This is a genomic window from Pseudacidovorax sp. RU35E (assembly GCF_900156165.1).
Lineage (GTDB): Bacteria > Pseudomonadota > Gammaproteobacteria > Burkholderiales > Burkholderiaceae_C > Xenophilus.
Window position 1 is genome coordinate 240,053 of sequence record NZ_FTMY01000002.1, and the last position, 23,830, is coordinate 263,882.

General features: G+C 69.9%; 23 protein-coding genes. 5 read left to right on the forward strand and 18 right to left on the reverse strand.

Going from position 1 to position 23,830, the window contains the following annotated elements; translation table 11 throughout:
• The first annotated feature begins 41 nt into the window (after positions 1 to 41).
• Together BXA03_RS03975 and BXA03_RS03980 are read left to right on the forward strand one after the other, a co-directional pair.
• Positions 42 to 1,037, forward strand: coding sequence for an SPASM domain-containing protein (locus tag BXA03_RS03975; RefSeq protein ID WP_076504073.1), 996 nt, complete (start codon positions 42 to 44; stop codon positions 1,035 to 1,037).
• Positions 1,038 to 1,050: 13 nt separating this feature from the next.
• Positions 1,051 to 2,010 carry a TylF/MycF/NovP-related O-methyltransferase gene (locus BXA03_RS03980; RefSeq protein ID WP_143476206.1) on the forward strand — a complete coding sequence of 320 codons (960 nt, stop codon included), beginning with the start codon at positions 1,051 to 1,053 and terminating at the stop codon, positions 2,008 to 2,010.
• Positions 2,011 to 2,047: 37 nt separating this feature from the next.
• Here the strand turns inward: BXA03_RS03980 and BXA03_RS03985 are convergent, their stop codons facing one another.
• From BXA03_RS03985 to flgB, 15 genes are read right to left on the reverse strand one after another with little or no spacing between them, the layout of a single operon-like run.
• Positions 2,048 to 2,791 carry a WbqC family protein gene (locus tag BXA03_RS03985; protein WP_083715869.1) on the reverse strand — a complete coding sequence of 248 codons (744 nt, stop codon included), beginning with the start codon at positions 2,789 to 2,791 and terminating at the stop codon, positions 2,048 to 2,050.
• Positions 2,788 to 3,951 (reverse strand): DegT/DnrJ/EryC1/StrS family aminotransferase, encoded by a 1,164-nt coding sequence (locus BXA03_RS03990; protein WP_200803327.1) that lies wholly within the window; start codon positions 3,949 to 3,951, stop codon positions 2,788 to 2,790. Before BXA03_RS03990 ends, BXA03_RS03985 begins: the two co-directional genes overlap by 4 nt.
• Positions 3,948 to 5,597 (reverse strand): O-linked N-acetylglucosamine transferase, SPINDLY family protein, encoded by a 1,650-nt coding sequence (locus BXA03_RS03995; RefSeq protein WP_076504076.1) that lies wholly within the window; start codon positions 5,595 to 5,597, stop codon positions 3,948 to 3,950. The genes BXA03_RS03990 and BXA03_RS03995 overlap by 4 nt, the downstream gene beginning before the upstream one ends.
• A 48-nt stretch (positions 5,598 to 5,645) precedes the next feature.
• The gene (locus BXA03_RS04000) at positions 5,646 to 6,887 is read right to left on the reverse strand and encodes an HDOD domain-containing protein (protein WP_076504078.1); all 1,242 of its coding nucleotides are present in this window, start codon (positions 6,885 to 6,887) and stop codon (positions 5,646 to 5,648) included.
• Positions 6,888 to 6,926: 39 nt separating this feature from the next.
• Positions 6,927 to 8,123, reverse strand: coding sequence for a flagellar hook-associated protein FlgL (flgL, locus tag BXA03_RS04005; protein ID WP_076504081.1), 1,197 nt, complete (start codon positions 8,121 to 8,123; stop codon positions 6,927 to 6,929).
• A 17-nt stretch (positions 8,124 to 8,140) separates the two neighbouring features.
• Positions 8,141 to 10,024: a flagellar hook-associated protein FlgK gene (flgK, locus tag BXA03_RS04010; protein ID WP_076504084.1), complete on the reverse strand. Its 1,884-nt coding sequence runs from the start codon at positions 10,022 to 10,024 to the stop codon at positions 8,141 to 8,143.
• A complete protein-coding gene (flgJ, locus tag BXA03_RS04015; protein WP_076504087.1) occupies positions 10,021 to 10,875 on the reverse strand; it encodes a flagellar assembly peptidoglycan hydrolase FlgJ in 855 nt (284 codons plus the stop codon). The genes flgK and flgJ overlap by 4 nt, the downstream gene beginning before the upstream one ends.
• Positions 10,876 to 10,891: 16 nt before the next feature.
• On the reverse strand, positions 10,892 to 12,007 hold the full coding sequence (locus BXA03_RS04020) for a flagellar basal body P-ring protein FlgI (RefSeq protein ID WP_234983588.1): 1,116 nt from the start codon (positions 12,005 to 12,007) through the stop codon (positions 10,892 to 10,894).
• Between the two features lie 57 nt (positions 12,008 to 12,064).
• Complete coding sequence (locus BXA03_RS04025) at positions 12,065 to 12,751, reverse strand: flagellar basal body L-ring protein FlgH (RefSeq protein WP_076504092.1); 687 nt, start codon at positions 12,749 to 12,751, stop codon at positions 12,065 to 12,067.
• Positions 12,751 to 13,533 carry a flagellar basal-body rod protein FlgG gene (flgG, locus tag BXA03_RS04030; protein WP_076504095.1) on the reverse strand — a complete coding sequence of 261 codons (783 nt, stop codon included), beginning with the start codon at positions 13,531 to 13,533 and terminating at the stop codon, positions 12,751 to 12,753. The genes BXA03_RS04025 and flgG overlap by 1 nt, the downstream gene beginning before the upstream one ends.
• 28 nt (positions 13,534 to 13,561) lie before the next feature.
• A complete protein-coding gene (gene flgF / locus BXA03_RS04035) occupies positions 13,562 to 14,296 on the reverse strand; it encodes a flagellar basal-body rod protein FlgF (protein ID WP_076504097.1) in 735 nt (244 codons plus the stop codon).
• Positions 14,297 to 14,318: 22 nt separating this feature from the next.
• The gene (flgE, locus tag BXA03_RS04040; protein WP_076504100.1) at positions 14,319 to 15,518 is read right to left on the reverse strand and encodes a flagellar hook protein FlgE; all 1,200 of its coding nucleotides are present in this window, start codon (positions 15,516 to 15,518) and stop codon (positions 14,319 to 14,321) included.
• Positions 15,519 to 15,532: 14 nt separating this feature from the next.
• The gene (locus tag BXA03_RS04045) at positions 15,533 to 16,198 is read right to left on the reverse strand and encodes a flagellar hook assembly protein FlgD (protein ID WP_076504103.1); all 666 of its coding nucleotides are present in this window, start codon (positions 16,196 to 16,198) and stop codon (positions 15,533 to 15,535) included.
• A 34-nt stretch (positions 16,199 to 16,232) separates the two neighbouring features.
• Complete coding sequence (flgC, locus tag BXA03_RS04050; RefSeq protein WP_076504106.1) at positions 16,233 to 16,673, reverse strand: flagellar basal body rod protein FlgC; 441 nt, start codon at positions 16,671 to 16,673, stop codon at positions 16,233 to 16,235.
• Between the two features lie 38 nt (positions 16,674 to 16,711).
• On the reverse strand, positions 16,712 to 17,149 hold the full coding sequence (gene flgB, locus BXA03_RS04055; protein ID WP_076504109.1) for a flagellar basal body rod protein FlgB: 438 nt from the start codon (positions 17,147 to 17,149) through the stop codon (positions 16,712 to 16,714).
• A 292-nt stretch (positions 17,150 to 17,441) separates the two neighbouring features.
• On the opposite strand from flgB, the gene flgA reads away from it, so the two are divergent.
• The 3 genes from flgA (at position 17,442) to BXA03_RS04070 (ending at position 19,037) form a co-directional block, all read left to right on the forward strand.
• Positions 17,442 to 18,218, forward strand: a complete 777-nt coding sequence (gene flgA, locus BXA03_RS04060; protein ID WP_076504112.1) for a flagellar basal body P-ring formation chaperone FlgA — start codon at positions 17,442 to 17,444, stop codon at positions 18,216 to 18,218.
• A 109-nt stretch (positions 18,219 to 18,327) separates the two neighbouring features.
• Entirely contained in the window at positions 18,328 to 18,627 is a 300-nt protein-coding gene (gene flgM, locus BXA03_RS04065) for a flagellar biosynthesis anti-sigma factor FlgM (protein WP_076504114.1), read from the forward strand.
• Between the two features lie 5 nt (positions 18,628 to 18,632).
• Positions 18,633 to 19,037 carry a hypothetical protein gene (locus tag BXA03_RS04070; RefSeq protein WP_076504116.1) on the forward strand — a complete coding sequence of 135 codons (405 nt, stop codon included), beginning with the start codon at positions 18,633 to 18,635 and terminating at the stop codon, positions 19,035 to 19,037.
• 340 nt (positions 19,038 to 19,377) lie between these two features.
• Here BXA03_RS04070 and BXA03_RS04075 read toward each other — a convergent pair whose 3' ends face one another.
• The 3 genes from BXA03_RS04075 to flhA form a co-directional block, all read right to left on the reverse strand.
• Positions 19,378 to 20,097: an RNA polymerase sigma factor FliA gene (locus tag BXA03_RS04075; RefSeq protein ID WP_076504833.1), complete on the reverse strand. Its 720-nt coding sequence runs from the start codon at positions 20,095 to 20,097 to the stop codon at positions 19,378 to 19,380.
• A 47-nt stretch (positions 20,098 to 20,144) separates the two neighbouring features.
• Positions 20,145 to 21,692 (reverse strand): flagellar biosynthesis protein FlhF, encoded by a 1,548-nt coding sequence (gene flhF, locus BXA03_RS04080; RefSeq protein WP_076504118.1) that lies wholly within the window; start codon positions 21,690 to 21,692, stop codon positions 20,145 to 20,147.
• Between the two features lie 64 nt (positions 21,693 to 21,756).
• Positions 21,757 to 23,829 (reverse strand): flagellar biosynthesis protein FlhA, encoded by a 2,073-nt coding sequence (gene flhA / locus BXA03_RS04085; RefSeq protein ID WP_143476221.1) that lies wholly within the window; start codon positions 23,827 to 23,829, stop codon positions 21,757 to 21,759.
• Between the last annotated feature and the right edge of the window lies 1 nt (position 23,830).

The window sequence follows — 23,830 nt, forward strand, 5'->3', positions numbered from 1 at the left end:
CCCTCAATCACCCCATCACCGCCTCGTCCGAAGGAACAACCATGCGTTTCTGCAACCGGCCCTACGACCACTTCCACATCACCCACAACGGCAAGACCTATTCCTGCGGCTGGGCGTCCAAGCGCATGATCGGGATCTTGTCCGAGCAGACGGTCGACGAGATCCAGAACGGCCCCGACGTGCAGGCCCTGCGCGACTCCATCGAGGACCAGAGCTTCCGCTACTGCCGCGACACCTCCTGTCCCTACATCAGCAACGACAGCCTGCCCGACCTGTCGCCCGAGGACTTCCGCAAGGAGGTCGACGCGCGGCTGGGCAAGCCGCCGACCAACTTCAACATCGCCTACGACTACACCTGCAACCATGCGTGCCCGAGTTGCAGGGACGGACTGTTCAAGACCGATCCGGGCTACCGCGACATGATGGCCCGCATGGAAGAGCAACTGCTGCCCTACCTGGGCAACGCCAAGTTCCTCGAAGCCAGCGGCAACGGCGACGTGTTCTCCAGCACGTACATGATGAACATGCTGTCCAAGGTCAAACCCGCGGACAAGAACTGCCTGATCACCCTCGAGACCAATGGCGTGCTCGTCAAACGCAACTGGGAGAAGGTCAGCCATCTGGAGGACTACCAGCTGACGGTGATCGTGACGCCCAACAGCTACGAGCGGGCCACCTACCAGGAGCTGGCGGGCGGCTTCGACAACCTCGACTTCACGATGGACAGCCTGGACTTCCTGTGCGAGCTGCGACAGGCCGGGCGCATCAAGAACTTCATCATCACGATGGTGATCCAGCAGGCCAACTTCCGCGAGGTGCCCGCCTTCGTCGAGACGTCGCTGACGCGCTTCAAGGCCGACCGCGTGCAGCTGCGTCCCATGCTGCCCTGGTTCAAGCTCTTCCACGACAAGAACTTCGCGCTGCGGGACCTGACCAATCCAAAGCATCCGGACCACGCCGAGTTCGTCCAGGTCATGAACCATCCGATCTGCCAGGACCCGCGCGTCTTCCACTGGTCCGGCAAGATCAGCGCCTGAGAGGGGAGTGCCGATGCCGCAGTACATCCTGATGGCACCGCTCTCGCGCCTGGGCGTGAAGTTCGGGCGTGAGCTGGCGGGCATGCTGCCGGACGTGGTGGCCGCGGTCGACGACCAGCAGGCCGAGGCCACGGTGCACGGCCTTCCGCGCTGGACCAGCGCCCAGTTCGTTGCCCGCGCCCGGAGCCTGGAGGCGCCGGTGGCGCTCGACCTGTCGGTGAGCGATCAGGGCCGCGCCTGGGTGGCGGGTCTGGCCCAGGCGGCTGGCGTGCCGGTGGCCACGCTGGATTCCGGCGTGCTCGAACTGGCCCGTGCCCACAGTGCGGTGCGCCCCGGCGAGACCTTCTCGCCGTGGCTGGCGGATGCGGCCTTCATGGAGACGGTCGCCGCGATCCACGGCGCCACGCTGGTGGACCCCTACCGGCTGTGGGAGCTCTGGAGCCTGGTGGCCGAGACCGGGACGTTGCCCGGCAGCGTGCTCGAGGTGGGCGTCTGGCGCGGCGGCACGGGCGCGCTGATGGCACGGCGGATGCAGCTGCTGGGCCAGCACGATCCGATCTACCTGTGCGACACCTTCTACGGTGTGGTCAAGGCGGGCGAGCACGACAACCACTACGCCGGCGGCGAGCATGCCGACACCACCCGCTCGCATGTGGAGACGCTGCTGGCCCAACTCGCGCCCGCGGCCAAGCCGCGCCTGCTGGAGGGGATCTTTCCGGAACAGACCGGGGCCGAGGTGGCGGACCAGATCTTCCGCCTGGTCCACATCGACGTGGACACCTACCTGTCCGCCCGGGACGTGCTGGACTTCGTCTGGCCGCGCATGCCCGTGGGCGGCGTGGTCGTGTACGACGACTATGGCTGCGAGGCCTGCGGCGGCATCGTCCGCCATGTGGACGAGCAGCGCGGGCGGCCGGACCGGTTGGTCGTCCACAACCTCAATGGTCACGCGCTGCTGATCAAGCGCTGCTGAGGGGGCCGCCGGCGGGCGGCTTGCGGCGCGTCGCCGGTTACAGCAGGGTGTAGTCCTGCAGTAATCCGCGCACCGCCTCGGGCCGGTTGAACATCAGCACGTCGATGATGGACAGCCCGCCCACGAAGGCCGTGCCGAACTGGCGGTAGCGGCATTCGCCGGACTTGAGGAAGTGCAGGGCGATCCCGCGCGCCTCGAAGGCCTCCCGCGCATAGAGCCCCTGGCCGCCGATGGCGTTGATGTAGGTGCCCGCGTGCAGGTGCTCGCACATGCGCAGCACCTTGTCCTGCGCACTGGCCGCGCCGTCCTTGGGGATGTCGGAAGACAGCCACAGGCGCGTGCCGAGGCCCAGGTATTCGGCGATGCAGACCAGGCTGTGGACGATGAAGCGCGCAAGGTTGCGGTCCTCGAAGCTGCAGATGCGTCGCACCAGCGCGAGGGCCGCATCCCGCATCGGTGCGCGGCTGTACGCGTGCTCCAGGGTGCGCAGAAAGCGCGAGAAGTCGTCCGCCACCGCGATCTCGTCGATGCGCCGGTTGGGACTGGCCTGCGAGAGCGCGATGCTGAAGCGGTGGGACGCGCCATCGAGCAGGATGTGGTTGCGGTTGATCCAGCCGCCCTTGATGAACTGCGCGTCGTCGTAGACGACATAGTCGTCCACGGCCGCCAGCAGCTGGAAGTAGCCGAGATAGGGAAAGAGGTAGGGCTGCATGATGCCGACCCGTCCCCCCTGGCGCTGCGGGGCGGACACGCCGGCCGCGGCGCCCGTCGTACTGCTCACCTCGCCAGCGAGTCGGCCACCACGCGCACGACACGTGCGCACTGCGTGTCGCTCATGCCCCAGAAGAAGGGCAGCCCGAGCAGATCCTGCGAAAGGGCCTGGGACACCGGCGCCTCGAGCGCGACGGCGCCGGCTTGCCGAAGGATGGCCATGTCGTTCATGACCGGCTGGTACCAGCGGCGCGTGCCGATGCCTGCGGCAGCACACGCGCGCTCCAGGGTCTGGCGCCTGTCGGCGTCGGGAAGCCGCATGCACAGCAGGGTGGGCACCTGCGTCGCGCCGTCCGGGCCGCCGCACTGCCAGCGCAACAGGCCCGGCGCCGCGGCATTCAGGGCCGCAAAGAGCCGCGCGTAGAGGGCGCGGCGCTGCAGCGCGTGCGCGTCCCAGCTCTCCATTGCGGCCAGGGCGACGGCGGCGTGGTATTCGCTCATCTTGGCATTGGTGCCCACCCCGGCCAGCGCGCCAAGTGGCAGGTCGCCGTCGGGATCGAGGTTGATGCCGAAGTTGGACAGCTGGCGCACGCGCTCCGCCAGCCCCGGGCGCGTCGAGACGACGAAGCCGCCTTCGCCGGCCGGAAGGCTCTTGGTCGTGTGCAGGCTGAACACCAGCGTGCCCGACGCGCCGCGCAGCCACTGCCGGCCGTAGGCGGCGGCGGCGTCCACGATCACGGGCAGCCCGGTCTCCTCCTCGAAGTGCTGCCAGGCCGCCATGTCATGGGGCATGCCGAGCGTGGCCACCGGCATGACGGCGTCGACCCGGCACCGGCTGCACGCGTCGCGCGCGATCTGGGGCGTGAGCAGCCAGCTGTGGGCATCCACGTCCGCCAGCACGGGCACCAGTCCGGCCCGCACCACGGCCGTGGCCGTCGCCACGAAGGTGAACGAGGGCACCAGCACATGCGCGCCCTTGGGCAGGGCCAGCGCCTGCAGGGCCAGTTCCAGGCCCAGCGTGGCGTTGCTCACCGTCGCGAGCTGCTCGCCGGGCACGTCGAACTGCCGGCAGAAGGCCGTCTCGAGCTCGCGCACCAGCGGCCCGAAATTCGAGTAGTGGCGCGCGGCATGCATGCGCTCCAGCCAGGGCCAGAGCGCGGCGGGCGTGGGCATGTCGGGCACAAGCAGCGGCACGGGGGCCACCGCATCCAGGGCTTGTTCGCGCATCATGCTGCCGTCCTTGTGGCCTGCAGCCACGGTTCGAGTTCGGTCGCGGTCGTGAGCGATCGGTGATCGCCTCTCAGCCAGTTGAGCCACATCAGGCGGAAGGCCTTCTCGAGGTCCCGCGTGTGCTGCCCGTAGTCCATGAGGAAGCTGCGCCGCATGCGCTCGCGCGCGCCCAGGCGCTGCACGAGCAGCCGCTCGGGGTCGTCCATGAGCCGCAGCGCGGCCTGCACGTAGCCGTCGACGTCTTGGGCCACTTCGCCGCCGAAGCCCAGGCCGCGCAGCGTGAGGGCGGTGGCGGCGTCGACGCCGCGCTCGGCGTCGAGGGTCACGATCGACAGGCCCATCCAGAGCGCGTGCAGCGTGGTGGTGCCGCCGCACACGGGCGAGGTGTCCAGCGCGATGTCGGCGATGTGGCCGAGCTCCATGAAGTGGTCCAGCGGCTGCTGGTGCATGACGAACACCCGGTCCAGCGGCATGCCGGCGGCCTGCACGCGCGGCAGCATGTGGGCCTGGGCCAGCTCGGGCGTGCGTTCCTTGACCATGATGATCAGTTGCGCATCGGGCCGCAGCGCCAGGATGCGGGCCCAGACCGCCAGCATCTCGTTGGTGAGCTTGGTGGAGCTGTTGAGCGAGATGAGCGTCGGGTGGCCCTTGCGCTGCATCGGCAGGCTCTCGCACAGCGGCGAGTCCGGCGGCGCATAGGTGGTCATGCAGTTGAGGTGGAACAGCCGCTCGCTGTAGAAGGCGTCATGTCCCGACGGCGCCAGGGCGCCATCGACGAAGCGGTAGTCCATGGCCTTCATGCCGAGCGGATGCATGAAGCCGAGCCAGGTCAGCTGGATGGGCGCGGCACGCTCGGCAAAGGTCAGCAGCCGGTTGCCCTCGGTGTGGCCGGACAGGTCGATCAGGATGTCGATGCCGTGCGACCGGATCAGGCGGCACAGCGCGTCTTCCGACAGCGGGGCGACGTCGTGCCAGTGCGGCACATGGGCCTGCATCCGGTCGGTGAACTCGTCGCGTGGGCCGACGCTGTACACATGCACCTCGACCTGCTGCGGATCGTGGTGCTCGAAGACCGGCGCGATGAAGAAGGCGATCGAGTGCCGGCGCAGGTCGGCCGAGACATAGCCGACCTTCAGGCGGCGCTGCGGATCCCGGCTGCGGGGCGGCAGCGGGCGGGCCTTGAGGGTGAGCGGATCGGCGAATCGCCGGCCCCAGTCCCGGTAGACCTCCAGCGTCCGGCGCGGATCGGGATTGGTCTGGCTGTGCATGTACGCCCGCAGCTGCCACATGGCCGAGTCCGGCGTGCGTGCGCAGACCTCGTCGATCAGCGCCAGGGCCTCCTCGCGCTGGCCGCTGTTGTAGCGGGCGAAGGCCAGGCCGTGCTGGGCCCAGGCATGGCCGGGCTGCAGCGCCAGGGCCGTCTCCATGCACATGGCCGCATTGGCCCAGTTCTCCAGCCGCAGGAAGCCGCGGCCCAGGTGCACCCAGGCGTCCACATGCTGCGGATCGTGGGTGATGGCCTGCGAGAAGTGCTGCATGGCCGCCTCCAGCCGGTAGGCCTGGACTTCCTCCAGCCCGCGCAGGACGGCCGCATGGGCCAGCGCAGCGGCGGAGGCGGTGGGCGGAAGGTCGGTATGGACGGGCATGGCGGTGGCGGGCAGGAGGGTGGGGCGGGCGGGAGGGCGCGCGGACGCTCAGGTGTGGGCGAAGGCCAGTGTGCGCAGCAGCGAGCGGTTGATCTCTTCGGCGCTCATGTCGAAGCGCGCGCGGGTGGCGCGCACCACGGCCGGGTTGTCCTGGCCCAGGGCCTGGGCCACCTGCAGCACGCTGGCATAGGGGCCGCTGCCGCGCAGCACCGCCTCGACCAGCGCCTCGGGCAGCGCAAGACGGCCCAGGGCGCTGCGCATGGGCTCGTCCATCACCAGGTCGAGCTGGGCGAACAGGCCGCAGAGGTAGACCTCGCGCCGCAGTTCCTCCTCGACGCCGGCCTCCATCAGCTCCGCGGCCAGCAGAGCACGCAGCACCATGGTGGCGTTGGCGGGTTGCAGGTTGCGGTCGTCGCTGGTGTGCGGCAGCTGCTCGGCGAGCCAGGCGTCGAGCGTGCGGTAGCCCAGCATCATCACGCCGTGGCGCAGCGAGGTGATGCGGCGGCGCAGGCCCAGGCTCGCGGAGTTGAGATGCAGCAGCAGGCGGTAGGCCAGCGCCGGCTCCTGGCCGAACTGCAGCTCCAGCTGGTCGAGCGATTGTTCCGACTCCAGTGCCTGCATGGTGCGGATCACCGCGCGCCGCGTCGGCGGCAGCGGCTGGCCCTTGTTGCGGTGGAGCACGTCCTCGATGGGCCAGCCGGCCACGGCCCAGGCGGCGCGCTGGTCCAGCGCATGCTCGACCAGGGCCATGCTGGCGGCGCCCACAACGATCTGTTCGGGCTCGATCGGGCTGGCCGCCAGTTGCGCCTGCGCGGCGGCCCGCTGGGCCGGATGGCGCGGATCGGCGTCGCGGGCACGCAGCACGGTCTGCAGTGCGGCGGCGGCGTGGCTCACCTCCAGCTGCATGAGCCGCGGCGAGGAGCGGCCGGGAAAGTCGGGCCGGCGCGGGCCGGGACCGCTGGCGGCGATCAGGATGGCGCCGCGGCCGCGGGCCGCGCGGGCGGCCTCGAACAGGGCCTCGTCGCCCAGCCAGTCGACGGGCACTTCGACCATCGGCGAATCGCCATCGGCCTGTTCCAGCATGCCCATCAGCAGCCGCGGGCTGCGCGCGGCCACCAGCAGGGTGGGCGACTCGGCCGTCCACATCTCGGTGAGGCTGCGCAGCAGGTGGCCGCCATCGGCCTGACTGCCGTCCTCATAGGCCAGCAGGCGGATGCCGGCCAGCTCCCGCCGACGGTTCCACAGAAGCTGGTAGCACAGGGTCAGACTGCCGAGAACGGATTGGGCCACGATCGAAGGAGGAGGGCGGGAGGGCCGGACAGGCAGGCCTCAACCGAGGTAGTTGAAGAGGGAGAGTTTCTGGATCTGAGCATAGGTGCCCAGGGCGGCAGAGTACATCGTCTGCTGGCTCGTGATATCCGAAAGTACCTGCACGGTGTCGGCGTCCTCGGCGTCCGCGCGCACCTTCTCCAACTGGTCGCCCCGGGTGGTGAGGCGGTCGCCGATGGTGTCGGCGCGATTGAGCAGTTCGCCGGCCTGGCTGCGTGCGGCCGACAGCTTGGCAAGGCCGGCATCGACCTGCGCCAGTCCCCGGGACACGGCCTGCGTGGCCTTGCCGTCCGAGCCCGACACCACGCCGGCGATGGCCTGGTCCAGCACGGCGAAGACGCTCTGCGTGGTCGAGGGCCTGACCTCCAGCGCGTCGCCGTTGGCCGGCACGCCGCTGGCGGTGAAGGACATGCCGCCGAAGCTGATCGCCTGGCCGCTCTTGTAGGCGGCGCCGGCGACGACGGGCTGCTGGCTGGTGGTGTCGAGGACGTCGTAGGTGGTGCTGCCGTCGGCGGCGACCGAGAACGTCACCTGGTAGCCATGGCCGGTGAGGGCGCTCGGGTCCACCACCTGGCCGGTGTCGGTGTGCACCTGGCTGGTGTTGCCCGCCTGGTTGACCTCGAACACGCCGTTGCCGGTGGGCACGTCCATCCACGTCGCATAGCCGTCGAGCACGCCGGGCACGCTGGTTTCGGACGAGGCGACCTGGCCGGACACCCCCTGGTAGCTCACCGTGCCGCCTGCATCGCTGAACGGGCGGGCGGTGCTGCCCAGGCCGCCGAACAGCGGGAGCCCGTCGGCGTTGGTGGTGTTGGCATACGACAGCAGCTGGTCGCGCAGGGCCGTCATCTGCTGGGCGATGGACTGGCGATCGGCGCTCGAGAGCGCGCCGCCGCCGGCCTGCACCAGCAGCGAGCGGAAGGTCTGCAGCGCCGTGACCGAGTCGCCCAGCGTCGATTCCACGCTGGTCATCGACGCGGTCTGCGCCTGCAGCGCGCGCTGCTGGGTCTGGACGCGTGCGGCGCGCGTGGTGGCCCGCTCCGCCTGGGCGGCGGCCAGCGGATCGTCGCTGAGCCGGTTGATCTTCTTGCCGGTATTGACCTGCTCCTGCAGGTCGGCCATCTGGGCCTGTCGCTCCGACAGGCGCTGGATCGCCGTCTCGCGCAGGTTGGGGGTGGAGATGCGTTGGATGGTCATGCGGTGGCCCCTTGCCCTCAGCGCACGCTGGACAGCAGCGAATCGAAGATGTTTTGCGCGATCTGGATCACGCGTGCCGAGGCCTGGTAGGCCTGCTGGTAGGCCAGCAGCTTGGTCGCCTCCTCGTCCAGGTTGACGCCCGTGCTGTTGGCCCGCGCGGTCTCGGTGCTGGTGGCGATGGCCGAGGACACCTGCGCCGCGTACTTGGCGCCCTGCGCCCGCACGCCCACGCGGGCGATGAGGCCGGCATAGCCATCCGACAGCGGCGAGCCGTCGATCAGCTTCTGGTCGGCCAGGGCCTGCAGGGCCGTGGCGTTGCCGCTGTTCTGCGCGGTCATGGCGGCCGTGGCGGCCTGGACGGTGACGGTGTCGCCGGCCTTGGGCACGCCCGTGAGCGTCAGCGACCAGCCGTTCACCTTGATCGCCTCGCCGGCCGTGTAGGTCTGGTTGCTCAGGTTGCCGGTGCCCGCGCCGCTGATGTTGTAGGTGCCGTCGGCATTGAAGCTCAGCGTGGCCGTGGCCGTGAGGTTGGCGTCCTGGGCTCTGGCATAGACGCCCGACACCGCCAGGCTGCCCTTGTTGCCGGTGCCGGTGCTGGCCTGCACCGGGCTGCCGGCGGCCACCGCACTGGCCGAGCCCAGGGCCACCGCCACCTTGCCGGCGGCCTGGGAGAAGGGCTCGATGCGGTAGACGTCGCCCGCCGCGCCCGCGCCTGACTGCAGGCCGATGGACAGGCCGTCGATCTGCGCCGGCAGGCTGGCGAAGCTGCTCACCGAGTTGTCGGAGAGGCGCCGCACCTGGTAGCTGCCATCGGCCTGCACGCTCAGGGTGTAGGAGGAAGGGACCAGCGCGGAGACATCGCTCACCGTGGTGGAGAAGGTGGCGTTGCCGGTGTTGGTCGCAGCCGGGATCGAGTCCGGCACGGCGATGCTGCCGAAGAGCGCATTGCCCGTCTCGCCGTTCAGACCCACGCCCAGCGAATGCTGGGCATTGACCGTGCTCGTCATCGTCAGTGCCAGCCGGCCCAGGAGGTTGCGGGTGTCGGGCAGGTCCTCGTTCAGGAAGCGCAGCTGGCCCGCGGCCGCGCCGCCACCGAGTGCGGCCGCGTCCAGGTGGGTCACCACGCTGCCGCGCGCGATGTCCAGCGTGCTGCTGCCGTCGGCGGCCGTGCCCACCGACACCTGGCTGCTGCTGCTGCCCAGCACCAGCGCCTGGTTGCCGACGAAGACCGACAGCGTGCCGTCGTCGGCCACCATGGTGCTGGTCTGGACCTGCCCATTGAGCTGGGTGAGGAGCGCATCGCGCTGGTCCAGCAGGTCGTTGGGCTCCTGGCCGCTGCCTCGGGCGCGCTGGATCTGGCCGTTGATCTTGGCAAGCGACGCGCCCAGGCGGTTGATGTTGTCGGCCGCCGTGCCCAGCTGCTCCAGCGTGGCCTTGCCCATCTCGTCGAGCTGGGTCTGGGCACTGGAGAAGCGCGAGGCCAGCGCGCCGGCCTGCGTCAGCACCACCGTGCGGGCCGACAGGTCGGTGGGGGCGCTGGCCACGCTGGTGAAGGCGTTGAGCAGGGTGTTCATCGACGCGCCCAGCCCGGCGCTGCCGGTCTGGAACACCGACTCCAGCGAGGACAGCTGGTCCGAGCGCGCCGTGTCGGCTGCCGCCACGGCCGCCGTCTGGTTGGCCTGCTGCGTGAGGTAGCTGCTGTAGGCGCGCTCCACCGTCACCACGCGCACGCCGTTGCCCAGGTAGCCGCCGCCGCTGGGGGTGGTGATGGCCTGCTGCTGCACCACCGACTGGCGCGAGTAGCCCGCGCTGCCCGCGTTGGCCACGTTGTTGCCTGTGGTGGTGAGCGCCGCCTGGTTGGCCTGCAGCGCCGACAGGCCGATGTTGAGGAGGGAGCTCATGTGATCTGCAGCCGCTGCTGGACGGCCTGGGTCGCCTGGATCGCGCGGCCCAGCTTGCGCGCATAGGCCGGATCGGTGGCATAGCCGGCCTTCTGCAGCTGCGCGGCGTAGGCCTGGGCGGAATGGGTGCTGGCCCGGGCCTGGGCGTAGCGCGGGTTCTCGCCGATCAAGCGGGCGTAGTCGCGGAAGGACTCCTCGGGCGAGTCGTAGGCGCGGAACTTCGCCTTCACCTTGCGCGGCTGACCGTCGACGTATTCGGTGGTGGTCACGGTGGCGACCTTGCCCGTCCAGCCGCCGGTGGCCTTGATGCCGAACAGGTTGTGTGCGCTGCTGCCGTCGGCATTGCGGATCTCGCTGCGGCCCCAGCCGGTCTCGTGGCCGGCCTGGCCGATCATGAAGGCGGCCGGGATGCCCGTCTCCTGCGCCACGCGCTCGGCCGCATCCTGGTGCCGGGCCACGAACCCGCTCTGGCCTGACGTGGTGGCGATGGGCGCCTTGCCGATGCCGCCCATGGCGGCGAGCGAGAGGGTGGAAGGCGTCTGCCTGCCCTGGATCTGCTGGGTCAGCTGGCGCGTGATGGCGTCCGACAGGCCGCCGGGCAGGCCCGAGAGCTGCACCGACAGCTGCTGGTCCAGCAGGTCGGTGCCGAGCTTCTCGCCGTCGCTGTCGAGCAGGCCCGACTTGGTGGTCGCCTCGCGCATGCTCTTGATCAGCTCGCGCATGAAGAGGGATTCGAACTGCTTGGCGGCCTCGCGCACCGCCTTCGGGTCGTTGCCCGTGGCGTACTTCAACGCGTCCAGCGAACGCGCGTCGGCGGCCAGGCTGTTGGAGGTGGAGGTGCCGATGCTCATGGCGATGCGGGCCGCGTCAGATCACTTCCAGCTCGGCATTGAGCGCGCCCGATGCCTTGATGGCCTGCAGGATGGCCAGCAGGTCCTGCGGCGTGGCGCCCAGCGCATTGAGCGCGCGCACCACGTCGGCCAACTGCGGCGAGGCCGGCACCTGGTAGAGGATGCCCGGCTCCTGCTTGATCTGGATGGCGGCCTGCTCGGCCACCACGGTCTGGCCACCCGACAGCGGTGCCGGCTGGCTCACCACCGGTTGCGAACTGATGGTCACCGACAGGTTGCCGTGGGCGATGGCGCAGGGGTTGAGCGTCACGGCCTGGTTCAGCACGATGGAGCCGGTGCGGGCATTGATCACCACCTTGGCGGCGGGCGCGGACTGCTCCAGCGTCAGTTCCTCGAGCTGGGCGATGAAGCTCACGCGCGCATCCGAGTCGCCGGGAGCGCGCACCTGCACCGTGCGGCCATCCATGGCGCGGGCCATGCCACCGCCCATGCGGCGGTTGATGGCCTCGGCGACGCGGCTGGCGGTCTGGAAGTCGGCCGCGTTCAGGCCCAGGTTGATGGTGTCGCCGTCGAGCAGCGGCGTGGGCACGGCCCGTTCCACCTGCGCGCCCTCGGGCACGCGGCCTGCGCTCAGATGGTTGATCTGCACCTTGCTGCCGGCGGCGGCGGCACCGGCGCCGCCCACCACCACGTTGCCCTGGGCGATGGCGTAGATCTCGCCGTCGGCACCGCGCAGCGGCGTGGCCACCAGCATGCCGCCCTTGAGCGAGCGGGCATTGCCCATCGACGCGACGGTCACGTCCACCGCCTGGCCCGGCTGCGCGAAGGCCGGCAGCTGGGCCGTGACGATCACCGCCGCCACGTTCTTGAGTTGCAGCTGGCTGGCCCGGTTGTCGGGCAGCGTGATGCCCAGCTGCTGCAGGTAGTTGGCCACGCTCTGCGTGGTGAAGGGCATCTGCGTGGTCTGGTCGCCGGTGCCGTCCAGGCCCACCACCAGGCCGTAGCCGGTCAACTGGTTGCTGCGCACGCCTTGCACGGCGGCCACTTCCTTGATGCGCACTGCCTGCGCTGGCGCCAGCAGGGCCAGGCCCAGTGCGGCACCCGCCAGCAGGCGGTGGATGGTCTTGCTCATGGTGTTCATTTCCCCTCGATCCTGTCGTGCGTCGTCGGTCGTGCGTTCGGCCTGCCGCTAGAAGGGCATCACGTTCATGAAGAAGCGGCTGAGCCAGGGCATGACCTGAGCCTCGCCCTGCGCGCCGCGGCCGCGAGACTCGATGCGCACGTTGGCCACCTGCGTCGAATTGACGACGCTGCCCGGGCCGATGGCGCGCGGGTCCACCGTGCCCGAGAAGCGCAGCACGTCCACGTTCTGGTTCACGCCGATCTGCTTTTCGCCCAGCACCACCAGGTGGCCGTTGGGCAGCACGTCCACGACGGTGGAGGTGATGGTCCCGTAGAAGGTGTTGGCCGCCTCGGTGCCACCCTTGCCCGCGAAGTCGGTGGCCGAATTGCCGGAGGCGGTGGCGCGGGTGAAGGAGTTGGCGCTGATGAAGGGCAGGGCGCTCACGCCCGCGCTCAGGCTGTCCTTCTTGTTGACGGTCGAGGTCGACTTCTGGCTGGCCGTCAGCGTCTCGACGATGTTGATCGTGACCGTGTCGCCTGCCATGCGGGCACGCCGGTCCTCGAACAGCGGGCGGTAGCTCGCGTTGTGGTAGAGGCTGCCCGTGGCCGCGCGCGGCGTCTGCAGTTGCGTGGGGTAGACGATGGGCGGGCGCGTGTCGGGAATGTCCACCTGCGGCGTGTTGGCCAGGGTGGAGCAGCCGGCCAGTGTGGCGACGGCCAGCGCGGCGGCGATCGGGGCAAGCAGACGGTGCATCACAGCTGTCCCAACTTCTGGAGCATCTGGTCGCTCGTCTGGATCGCCTTCGAATTCATCTCGTAGGCGCGCTGCGTCTGGATCATGGCCACCAGCTCGGTCACCACGTTGACGTTCGAGGTCTCCAGCATGCCCTGCACCACCGTGCCCAGGCCATTGGTGCCGGCGGTGCCGCCGTTGGGCTGGCCCGATGCGGCCGTCTCGGCGAAGAGGTTGTCGCCGCGCGGCTCCAGGCCGGCCGGGTTGATGAAGTTGACCAGCGCGATGGTGCCGATGTTCTGCGGCGTCGCGTTGTTGGGCAGCGTGGCCGTGACGGTGCCGTCGGTGGCCACGCTCACGCTGGTGGCGGTGGTGGGCACGGTGATGCCGTTGGCGATCGGCAGGCCCGAGGAGGTGACGATGCGGCCCTGCGCATCCACCTGGAAGGAGCCGTCGCGCGTGTAGCCCGTGCTGCCGTCGGGCATGGTCACCTGGAAGAAGCCATTGCCCTTGATCGCCATGTCCAGCTGGTTGGTGGTGGACTGCAGGCTGCCCTGCGTGAACGAGCGGCTGGTGGCGATGGTGCGCACGCCCAGGCCCAGCTGCAGGCCCGTGGGGAGCTGCGTCTGCTCGTTCGCATTGGCGCCGACCTGTCGCAGGTTCTGGTACATCAGGTCCTGGAACACCGCGTTGGCACGCTTGTAGCCGGTGGTCGAGACGTTGGCCAGGTTGTGGGAGATGACGTCCAGCTGGGTCTGCTGGGCCTCCATGCCGGTCTTCGAGATCCAGAGCGAATTGATCATGGCGATGTGCCTGCGGTGTGAAGTGGGATCAGCCCTGCACGCTCAGCAGCTGGGCGGCGGACTTGTCGGCGGTTTCGGTGGTCTGCAGCAGGCGCATCTGCTGCTCGAACTGGCGGGCGGCGGCGATCATGCCGACCATGGTCTCGACCGGGTTCACGTTCGAGCCCTCGAGCGCGCCGGTCTCCAGGCGTGCATTGGCATCGGCGGGCAGCACCTCGCCCTCGCCGGGACGGAACAGGCCGTCGGTGCCGCGGGTGAGCGGCGTCTCCGACGTGGCGAGCTTGATGCGGCCCAGCACCGCGGCCGGCTGGCCGGTCTGCTGCGCGCTGATCGTGCCGTCGGCGCCCACGGTGAGGCTGGCGCCGGCCGGCACGTCGATGGGCGAGCCGCCATCCGACAGCACCAGCAGGCCGCTGCTGGTGGTCAGCGCGCCTTCGGGCGAGACCTGGAAGGCGCCGCTGCGGGTATAGGCCTCGGTGCCATCCAGGCCCTGCACCGCGAACCAGGCATTGCCCTGCGCGGTCATGTCCAGGTCGCGGCCGGTGCGCTGCAGGGCGCCCGGGCGGCTGTCGTAGCCGGTGGTCGTTTCCATGGCGAACACGCGTGTGGTGGCGCCGTCGCCGCGCAGGGGCACCGCGCGGAAGTTGGCCAGCTCGGCGCGAAAGCCCGGCGTGGCCGCATTGGCCAGGTTGTTCGCGAGCACGGACTGGCGCTGCGCCGCGGCGCTGGCGCCGGTCATCGCGGTGTAGATCAGGCGGTCCATGCGTGCTCAGCCCGTCGTTCGATCAGCGCAGGTTGACCAGGGTCTGCAGGACCTGGTCCTGCGTCTTGATGGTCTGGGCGTTGGCCTGGTAGGCACGCTGGGTGGTCATCATGTCCACCAGCGCGGCCGTCAGGTCCACGTTGGACTCTTCCAGCGCCTTGCTCTGGATCGAGCCGAAGATGCCTTCGCCCGGCGCGCCCAGCAGGGGCTGGCCGGACGCCGTGGTCTCGAACCAGTAGCCGGCATCGGTGATGCCCAGGCCCTGCGGGTTGCGGAAGTCCACCATCGCCACCTGCCCGGCCGCCTGGGTCTGGTTGTTGGAATAGGTGGCCATCAGCGTGCCCGAGTCGTCGATGGTGAGGCTGGTGAGCTGGCCTGCGGTGTAGCCGTCCTGCGTCAGGTCGTTGACGGTGAAGTTGGAGGCGACCTGCTTGACCTTGGTGAGGTCGAGCGACACCGGGAAGGTCACCGTGGGATCGTTGGGCGACGTCAGCGTGAGCGTCTGGGTGCCGCCGCTGGTGAGATTGCCCGAGGCGTCGAAGCTCAGCTGGAAGGGGGTCGAGGCCGCCGGTGCACTGCCGTTGACGCTGGTGTAGACGTTCCAGGTGTTGTTGGCCGTCTTCTGGAAGTACATGCCGACCTCGGTCTTCAGGCCCTGGGCGTCGTAGGCCGTCAGCGAGGTGCTGTACTTGGACAGGTCGGTGGTGCTCGTGGTGGCCGCGGCCGACGCGTCCAGCGTCAGGTTGGCGCTGATGGCGCTGGTCTGCTTGGCGGGCACGGTGCCGGTGGGCACGGCCAGGGTCTGCAGCGTGGAGCTGGTGCGCGCACCCTTGGCGTCGGTGGGGTAGCCCATCAGCTTGGCGCCGCTGGAGGTCACGATGGTGCCGGTAGCGTCCTTCTTGAAGTTGCCAGCGCGCGTGTACGCGGAGCTGCCGTCCGGCATGGTCACCTGGAAGAAGCCATTGCCGTTGATGGCCATGTCAAGCGCGTTGCCGGTGGAGTTGATGTTGCCCTGCGTGAACTGCTGGGAGACGCTCCCCACCGTCACGCCCATGCCGCCGGTCACGCTGTTGGTGCCCGAGGCGGCGGCGGCGTACACCTCCGCGAATTCCACCCGGGAGGACTTCATGCCCGTGGTGCCGGCGTTGGCGATGTTGTGCCCGATCACGTCGAGGCTGCGGCTGGCGGCGTTGAGTCCGGCGATGGCCTGCTGAAAGCTCATGGAAGGCTCCTGGGTCAGAGAATCGAGTAGATGGCGGAATACGGCTTGCTGCCGTTGCGGGCGAGATTGAGCGTGAGGCCGTCGCTGGTGGTGCTCACCGAGGTCACGCTGTCGTACATGAGGGTCTTGCTGCCCACCGCGTCGCCCTTGTTGGTGGCGGTGACGGTGAAGCTCAGCTCCTGGTCGCTCGGATAGCCCGAGGCGTCCAGCGTGATGTTGTGTTCGCCCGCGGCCATCGGGCCGAGCGACTTGGTGTCGATCACCTGGCCGTCGGCATTGGTGACCTTGACCGTGACCTGCGTGGCAGCGGCGTCGAGCACCATCGCGCCCATGGCCGTCTTGCCGTCGCTGCTGTAGGCCAGCGTCTTGCCTTCGGTGAGCACGTTCTTGCCCACCACGGCGGCGGCCTGCAGCGTCTGCGTGGTCGAGGCCTGGGTGGCCAGGCCGTTGACGGTGCTGTTGAGCTTCTCGATGCCGGTGACGGTGTTGATCTGCGCGATCTGCGAGGTCAGCTGCGCGTTGTCCATCGGGTTCATCGGATCCTGGTTGCTCAGCTGGGCGACCAGCAGCTTCAGGAAGCGGTCCTGCAGGTCCGCGGCCGAGGTGGAGGCGAGCGACGAGGCGCCGCCTGCGCTGCTCGCGGTGTTGCTGGTGGCGGTGGTGCCGGTGACGGTGCTCATGCGGTTGTTCCTGCGGCGGTGGCGGGGGTGCGGGTCATTGGCCCAGCTGCAGCGTCTTGAGCAACAGGCTCTTGGCCGTGTTCATCACTTCGACGTTGTTCTGGTAGGAGCGCGAGGCCGAGATCATGTTGACCATCTCCTCCACGGCATTCACGTTGGAATAGGTGACGTAGCCGTCGCCGTCGGCCAGCGGATTGCCGGGCTCGTGCACGCGACGGCCCGGGTCCTGCCGCTCGGTCACGGCGTCGACCCGCACGCCGGCGGAATAGCTCTTTCCGGCGGCCGCCGGGTCGGCTTCGGCGCCGCCATCGCCCAGGTCGACGGTCTGGAAGACCACCTGGCGCGCTTTGTAGGCCTTGCCGTCCGGCCCGGCCGTGGCGTCGGCATTGGCCAGGTTGCTGGCGACGACGTTCAGGCGCTGCGACTGCGCGCTCACCGCGCTGCCGGAGATGCCGAAGATCGAGAACATGGACATGGCGGTCGCTTTCCTTGCTTCTGGTCAGGGGCGGGGCGTCACTGGCCCTGGATGGCGGAGAGCAGGGTCTTGCCCTGGCCGTTGAGGAAGCGCAGCGTGGCCTCGTAGCGCACGGCGTTGTCGGCGAAGGCGGCGCGCTCGCGGTCCAGGTCGACGCTGTTGGCGTCCATGGACGGCTGCACCTGGGCGGTGTAGGCCAGGCTGCCGCCGGCATCGCTGGTGCGCGGGGCCAGCCGGAAGTGGCGCCCGTCGCTGCGGCCGTCGTCCGTCGCGGCCATGGCGGCGGGGCTGCCGGTGGCCTGCCGGCGGTCGCCCGCGGTGGCCTCGGACAGCGCGGCGGCAAAGTCCAGTTCGCGGGCCGCATAGCCCGGCGTGTCGGCATTGGCGATGTTGCCGGCGATCACGCGCTGGCGCTCGGCGCGCAACGTCAGCGCCTGGCCCTGGAAGTCCATCGACTGCGTCAGCTTGTCCAGCATGCGTGATCCTTGGTGTGGGAAGGGGTGGGCGGGGCAGGGCCCCGGGTGAGGGGACGGATGCCACCGTGCGGAAATTGTGGGCGCGGACCCCTTCGCGGAATGGCGGGAACAAAGGCTGCTTTTCCGCGCTGTTCCCTGCTTTGGGGGCGGGGCTCGCTGTCTACAGTGCATCGCATCCTGGAATGGACGCGCCCTGCCGGGCCCGCTCCGCGGCGTGTTCCGACGCTGCCGCGGCAGCCTTCGGGCAGGTGTTCTTCTTCCGGCTCCGGCCGATCCTCGCTGCCGTCTTGCCATGACCCGCACACACTCCTTCTTCCTCCGACGCCTGGCCGCCGCCCTGGGGCTGGGCCTGGCGTCCCTGTCGCCGGCCCTGGGCCAGGCGCCCGCCGGCGTCGCTTCACTGCCCGGCCTGAACGGCGACATGGGCGCCGATTTCGTGTCCGCGGCCCAGCACTGGGTGGACGACGCCGTCGCCCAGGGCCGCGGCGCCGCCGGCACCGACATGGCCCCGCTGCGCATGGAGGTGAGCGTGGGAACGCTGGACAGCCGGCTGCGCCTGGCGCCGTGCGCCAGCGTCGAGCCCTATCTGCCACCCGGCCAGCGCCTGTGGGGCCGCAGCCGGCTCGGCCTGCGCTGTGTAGACGGCGCGGTGCGCTGGAATGTCTTTCTGCCGGTGACGGTCAAGGCCATCGGCCCGGCCTGGGTGCTGCGCGACGGCGTGGCGCCGGGCGCGGTGCTGCAGGCCGGCGACGCGGTGCAGGCCGAAGCCGACTGGGCGGCGGACGCCTCGCCGGTGGTCGCCGATCCCGCGCGCTGGGTGGGGCAGGTCGCCACGCGGGCGCTGTCCGCGGGCCAGCCGATCCGCCAGTCCATGGTCCGAACGCAGCAGGTGCTGCAGGCTGGCGCGGCCGTGCGTATCCTTGCGGGTGGCCGCGGTTTCGAGGTCAGCACGGAGGGCCAGGCCCTCAGTGCCGGCGGCGTGGGCGAGGCGGTGCGTGTTCGCATGCCGAACGGCCGGATCGCCACCGGGCAGGTGGTCGACGCCGGGACGGTGCGGATGGCGCTCTAGGCCCATGCCGACGGTGCCACTCAAAAAGTTTTAAAAAAAGTCCTCAAGTTCCTTCCGGGGCCGCCGAAAAACAGTGACGCTGCCCTTCCAAGGGGCATGGAGTCCAGTCATGAAAGTCGGTGCAAGCAATGAAGTCGGCCTGATCGCCACCGGTGGTGTGCGGTCGGATCGCCCCGCCACCACCGCGGCGGAGTCGGGTGCCACCCGGGCGGAAGCCGGGGTGTCGGTCGATGTGTCGTCCACGGTGCAGTCGCTGGGCCGTACGGGTTCGGGTTCGGGAATCGACGAGGCCAAGGTCGCGTCGATGCGCGAAGCCATCGCCAACGGCACTTTCACCGTCAATGCCGGCGCCGTGGCCGACAAGATGCTCGCCAATGCTCAGGAAATGCTGAGCCGCACAAGAGGTTGAACGCCATGCATGCTCCCCTGATGATCGACACCCGCGAGTCCACCGAAGAACTGCTGCAGGAAGTGGAGCGCCAGCTCGACGCCGTGGATGCCAGCCTGCTCGAAGGCGACGCACCGGCACTCGAGGCCGCCTGCAACGGCATGCGCCAGGTTGCCACCGGTTTCAGCAACGTGCTCGAGTCGGCCCTGTCGGCCGAAGTGTTCGACGCCGAGTTCCGTGACCGCATCGAGGGCGTGGCCCAGCGCCTGCGCGTGCTGCGCGCAGGCATCGCCCGCCGTGCCGCCGCCGTGGAGCGCAGCCTGGCCGCCCTGCTGGGCACCCAGGACACCCCCACCTACGGCGCCGTCGGCCAGCGCAGCATGTTCGGCGGTGCCGGCCTGCGCACCGCCTCCGCCACCGGCATGCACTGAGCGCGCCCAGCCCTCCGACTCCATGAAGACGCCCCGGTCCGCGAAAGCGGCCGGGGCGTTCTTCTTTGCTCGGTCCCGTGCGTATGGCAGAGGATGGATGAGGAGCCGGCCGTCATGACGCCTTCGGCCACGGTCCTGAAAACGGAAGACCCGGTGAGCGAGACAGAAGCGAGCAAAACCTTCGGGACGCCGGCGCAGGCGCGAATCGGAGGGCCGCGGAGCAGGCCACGCCAGGGCACCCGAGGAACCGGCTTTGCCGGGCCTCAGGGTGCGCCCCCCTCCCAAGCCGAAGGCGCCAGAGAGAGGGGGGAGCCGCGCAAGCGGCTTGGGGGGTGCTGCTCTAGTGCCCGCGCATCTTGGCCCGAAGCCGCGCCACGGCCTGGCTGTGCAGCTGGCAGACGCGCGATTCGGTGATGCTCAGCACGGCCGCGATCTCCTTGAGATTCATGTCGTGCTCGTAGTACATGCCCATGATGTAGCGCTCGCGCTCGGGCAGGGACTCGATGGCCGCGACCAGTGCATTGCGCAGACGCTGGTCCTTGAGGACGCTCATGGGGTCGGACTCGTTGTCCGCCACATGGCGTTCGAGGAAGGCCTCCTCGTCCTCGCGGCCGTCGCCACCCATGTCCTCCAGGTACAGCAACTGGGTGCCGCGCACGCGGCCCAGCAGCGACTGGTATTCGGCCAGCGGCATGTTCAGCTCGGCCGCGATCTCGGATTCCTGGGGCGCGCGCCCCAGCTTGTGTTCGAGCCGCACCACGGCCTGCTCGATCTGCTTCTGGCTCTTGCGCGAGCCGCGCGACATCCAGTCGCCGTCGCGCAGCTCGTCGAGCATGGCGCCGCGGATGCGCTGGGTGGCAAAGGTCTCGAACTGCACACCCTGCGCGGCGTCGAAGCGCGAGAGGGCATCGACCAGTCCGATCATGCCGACCTGGATCAGGTCGTCCACCTCGACGTTGGGCGGCAGCTTGGCCACCATGTGATGGGCGAGGCGCTGCACCAGCGGCACATACTGGCGGATCAATGCGTCGCGGTCGAGTCGGCCCTTGGCGGTGTACATCTTCTGGAGAGCGGCGGCGGCAAGCATGGCGGGTCGGTCCCCGTGGTTCAGCGCCGAGTGCTGCATTGTGCCGGGGAAAGCAGAAGGTCGAGGTCTTCGCTGCTCCGCGGCTCGAAGGCACCGCGCAGGGGAGCATTGAAGGTTTCGCGCAGCAGTTCGGCCGCGCGCGGCAGGCGCCAGTCGTCGGGCACCACCTGGCCGCAGCCCAGGCCGCGCAGTTGCAGGCCATGGCGCATCAGCACGTCGAGCGCCGGGCCGAGCTTGACGGCTTCGTCCACCTTGGTGAGCAGGGCATGGCGGGCGCCGTCCTCACGGAAGGCCTGGACCACCTCGTCGAGGGCATCGCCCTGCGCGCCGGCATTGAGCACCACCAGCGGCTTCACGCCCGGCAGGTCGAGCTGGGCCATCTGCTGCTGGCGGCGCGGGTCGTGCGAGGCATGGCCCGCGGTGTCGATCAGCACCAGCCGCTTGTGGGCCAGCAGGGCGAGCAGCTCCTGCAGCGCCGCGGTGTCGTGGGCCTGGTGGGCCACCACGTCGATGCTGCGACCGAAGGCGCGCAACTGCTCGTGGGCGCCGGCGCGCTGGGTGTCGAGTGTGATCAGGCCCACGCTGGCCGAGCCGTGCGTGCGGGCGCACAGGGTGGCCAGCTTGGCGATGGCCGTGGTCTTGCCCACGCCGGTGGCACCGACGAGGGCCAGGATGCCGCCTTCGTCCTCCAGCGGCATGGCCTGGTCGTCGATGGCCAGCAGGCGGGTGAAGGTGGCCAGCACATGGGCCTCGGCCGCGGCAGCGTCGGTGCCAGGGGCGATGGGCTGCAACACCGCGCGCACCAGCGGCGCGGAGAAGCCCGCGCGCACCAGGCGCAGCATCAGGTCGGCCAGGCCCGGGTCCTGGCGCGAGCGGCCGAGCCAGGACACGGTCTCGAAGCGTGTCTCGACCATCTGGCGCAAGGCGCGCAGTTCGGCCATCACCTCGGCGAGGGCCTGGGCAGGCACCATGGCCGCGGCGGGTGCAGGCTCGGCTGCCGAAGCGGCAGCGGGGCGCGCGGTGGACAGGGGCATGCCGCTGACCGGCGCGGGGCGCACGGCCGCCGGGGGCGTCCACGGCATGGCGGCGACGGCCGGCGCGGCGGTGCGCGCAGCGGACGCCGGCTGGGCGGGCGCGGGCATCGGCGCGGCGCTGGCAGGCAGGGCCGCAGCCGAGACGGCCGCATCGCCAAGTTGCTTGCGCAGCATGCGTTCGCGCACGAAGTCCTGGAAGGACAGCGTGCTCATCGCGAGGCGGTTGGCGTCTTCCTCGACCGAGGTCTCCGCCAGGTTGGGCGTGCGCACCACGGGCTGGGCGGCGGCAGCCGCGGTCGCTGCCACCGACGCGCGCATCGGGCTCGACGCGGCGGCCGCCTGGGGCACCGCTTCTGGAGGGCGGGTGGCCGCCGCCTGCTGCAGGCCGGCGAGGGATTCCTCGGACGCGGCCATCACCTCCACACCCTGTTCGGTCTGCTTGTTGGACAGGATGAGGGCGTCGTCGCCAAAGGCACTGCGGGCCATGGCCATGGCTTCGCGTGCGGTCGGGGCCAGAAAGCGTTGGATGTTCATGATTCAGGCGGGCAGCGGCTGAAGGCGGACGTGGGCGGGGTCGAGGCGAGGGTGACGGCGCGCCTCAGGCAGGGGCGGCGCCACCGCGCAGGATCGGCCCGATGCGGATGGTGTGGGTTTCGGGGATCTCGCTGTGCGAGAGCACGGCCAGGCGCGGCGCCGTGCGGCGCACCAGGCGGGCGATGGCACCGCGGATGGCATCGGGCACCAGCAGGCAGGCGGGCACGCCGCGCTCTTCCTGACGATTGGCGATGTCGGCCGCGCTGCGGGTGAAGGTGTCGGCCACGCCGGGGTCCAGCGCGGGGCCCTGTGCATTGCCCAGGGCCTGCATCAGCAGCCGCTCGAAGCCGGGCTCGATGGCGATCACGTCCAGCTCCTTCACCGGCCCGTAGATCTGCTGCACGATGGCAGGCGCCAGCGCCACGCGCACGCGGCGGGCCAGTTCGACGGCATCGGTCACGCCGGCCGCATGTTCGGCCAGCGTCTCGACGATGGTGCGGATGTCGCGGATGTGCACGCCTTCCTCCAGCAGCAACTGGAGCACCTTCTGGAAGGTGGCGATCGGGATGAGCTTGGGCACCACTTCCTCGATCAACTTTGGGCTGTACTGACTGACGTGTTCCACGAGTTGCTGCGTTTCGGATCGGCTGAGCAGGCGTCCTGCCTGGGTCTGCATCAAATGTGACAGATGGGTCGCCATCACGGTCTCTGGATCAACGACCGTGAAACCCGCCATTTGTGCGCTGTCGCGGTAGCGCGCCTCGATCCAGGTGGCCGGCAGGCCGAAGGCCGGGTCGGTGGTGGCGGTGCCGATCAGCGGCGTGCCGATGCCGCCGGGGTTGATGGCCAGGAACATGCCGGGGAAGGCCTCGCCTTCGGCCACCACCACGCCGCGCAGCGTCACGCGGTAGGCGCTGGGCTTGAGCTCCAGGTTGTCGCGCACATGCACGGCTGGTGGCAGGAAGCCCACCTCCTGCGCGAACTTGCGGCGCACGCCCTTGATGCGGGTGAGCAGGTCGCCCTGGCGGTTCTTGTCCACCAGCGTGATCAGGCGGTAGCCCAGCTCCAGGCCCAGCAGCGACACCGGCTGCAGGTCGGCCCATGTGGCGTCGGCCTCGGGCGGCGGCTCGCTGGGCTTGGGCGTCTCGGCCTCGATGCGGCGGCGGCGCGCCATGGTCCAGGCGCCCCAGCCCAGCAGCCCCGCCATGCCCAGGAACACCACGTGCGGCATGCCCGGCACACTGCCCAGCAGCAGCAGGATGGCCGCCGTCAGGCCCAGGGCGCGCGGCGAGGTGAAGACCTGCTGCACGATCTGCCGGCCCACGTCCTCTTCCTTGCCCACGCGCGAGACCACCATGGCGGCGGCCACCGAGATCAGCAGGCCCGGGATCTGCGCCACCAGCGCATCGCCCACCGCCAGCAGCACATAGCTGTTGGCGGCCTCGCCGGCCGGCATGCCATGCTGCAGCACGCCGACGGTGAAGCCGCCCACGATGCTGATCACCAGGATCAGGATGCCGGCGATGGCATCGCCGCGCACGAACTTGGAGGCGCCGTCCATGGCGCCGAAGAAGTTGGCCTCTTCCGCCACTTCGGCGCGGCGGCGGCGGGCTTCCTTCTCGTTGATGGTGCCGGCATTGAGGTCGGCGTCCACCGCCATCTGCTTGCCGGGCATGGCGTCCAGCGTGAAGCGGGCCGACACCTCGGCGATCCGCTCCGCGCCCTTGGTCACCACCACGAAGTTGATGACCACCAGGATGGCGAACACGATCAGACCGACCGCGAAGTTGCCGCCGATCAGGAAGTGGCCGAAGGCCTCGATCACCGCGCCGGCAGCGCCGGGGCCGGTGTGGCCTTCGAGCAGCACGACCCGGGTGGAAGCCACGTTGAGCGACAGCCGCATCAGCGTGGTGAGCAGCAGCACGGTGGGGAAGGCGGCGAAGTCCAGCGGCTTCGTCATGTACGCCGCCACCATCATCACCATCAGCGCCGCGGCGATGTTGAGGGTGAAGAAGCCGTCCAGCAGCCAGGACGGAATCGGCAGCACCATCAACGCCAGGATGGCGATGACCAGCAGCGGGGCGGCCAGGCGCTGCAGGCCGGCCGAATCGGGCGCGTCGCCGAACAGGCCCTGCATC

What these genes read in the sequence shown, in the direction of transcription:
- BXA03_RS03995 (WP_076504076.1), bottom strand. Translation starts at nt 5,597, where the DNA reads ATGCCCGTCCATACCGACCTTCCGCCCACCGCCTCCGCCGCTGCGCTG.
- flhA (WP_143476221.1), bottom strand. Translation starts at nt 23,829, where the DNA reads ATGCAGGGCCTGTTCGGCGACGCGCCCGATTCGGCCGGCCTGCAGCGC.
- flgF (WP_076504097.1), bottom strand. Translation starts at nt 14,296, where the DNA reads ATGGACCGCCTGATCTACACCGCGATGACCGGCGCCAGCGCCGCGGCG.
- BXA03_RS04070 (WP_076504116.1), top strand. Translation starts at nt 18,633, where the DNA reads ATGCATGCTCCCCTGATGATCGACACCCGCGAGTCCACCGAAGAACTG.
- flgM (WP_076504114.1), top strand. Translation starts at nt 18,328, where the DNA reads ATGAAAGTCGGTGCAAGCAATGAAGTCGGCCTGATCGCCACCGGTGGT.
- flgC (WP_076504106.1), bottom strand. Translation starts at nt 16,673, where the DNA reads ATGTCCATGTTCTCGATCTTCGGCATCTCCGGCAGCGCGGTGAGCGCG.
- flgB (WP_076504109.1), bottom strand. Translation starts at nt 17,149, where the DNA reads ATGCTGGACAAGCTGACGCAGTCGATGGACTTCCAGGGCCAGGCGCTG.
- BXA03_RS03975 (WP_076504073.1), top strand. Translation starts at nt 42, where the DNA reads ATGCGTTTCTGCAACCGGCCCTACGACCACTTCCACATCACCCACAAC.
- flgE (WP_076504100.1), bottom strand. Translation starts at nt 15,518, where the DNA reads ATGAGCTTTCAGCAGGCCATCGCCGGACTCAACGCCGCCAGCCGCAGC.
- BXA03_RS04045 (WP_076504103.1), bottom strand. Translation starts at nt 16,198, where the DNA reads ATGAGCACCGTCACCGGCACCACCGCCACCAGCAACACCGCGAGCAGC.
- flgK (WP_076504084.1), bottom strand. Translation starts at nt 10,024, where the DNA reads ATGAGCTCCCTCCTCAACATCGGCCTGTCGGCGCTGCAGGCCAACCAG.
- BXA03_RS03990 (WP_200803327.1), bottom strand. Translation starts at nt 3,951, where the DNA reads ATGATGCGCGAACAAGCCCTGGATGCGGTGGCCCCCGTGCCGCTGCTT.
- flgG (WP_076504095.1), bottom strand. Translation starts at nt 13,533, where the DNA reads ATGATCAATTCGCTCTGGATCTCGAAGACCGGCATGGAGGCCCAGCAG.
- BXA03_RS04075 (WP_076504833.1), bottom strand. Translation starts at nt 20,097, where the DNA reads ATGTACACCGCCAAGGGCCGACTCGACCGCGACGCATTGATCCGCCAG.
- flhF (WP_076504118.1), bottom strand. Translation starts at nt 21,692, where the DNA reads ATGAACATCCAACGCTTTCTGGCCCCGACCGCACGCGAAGCCATGGCC.
- BXA03_RS03980 (WP_143476206.1), top strand. Translation starts at nt 1,051, where the DNA reads ATGCCGCAGTACATCCTGATGGCACCGCTCTCGCGCCTGGGCGTGAAG.
- BXA03_RS04020 (WP_234983588.1), bottom strand. Translation starts at nt 12,007, where the DNA reads ATGAGCAAGACCATCCACCGCCTGCTGGCGGGTGCCGCACTGGGCCTG.
- flgA (WP_076504112.1), top strand. Translation starts at nt 17,442, where the DNA reads ATGACCCGCACACACTCCTTCTTCCTCCGACGCCTGGCCGCCGCCCTG.
- flgL (WP_076504081.1), bottom strand. Translation starts at nt 8,123, where the DNA reads ATGACCATCCAACGCATCTCCACCCCCAACCTGCGCGAGACGGCGATC.
- flgJ (WP_076504087.1), bottom strand. Translation starts at nt 10,875, where the DNA reads ATGAGCATCGGCACCTCCACCTCCAACAGCCTGGCCGCCGACGCGCGT.
- BXA03_RS04025 (WP_076504092.1), bottom strand. Translation starts at nt 12,751, where the DNA reads ATGCACCGTCTGCTTGCCCCGATCGCCGCCGCGCTGGCCGTCGCCACA.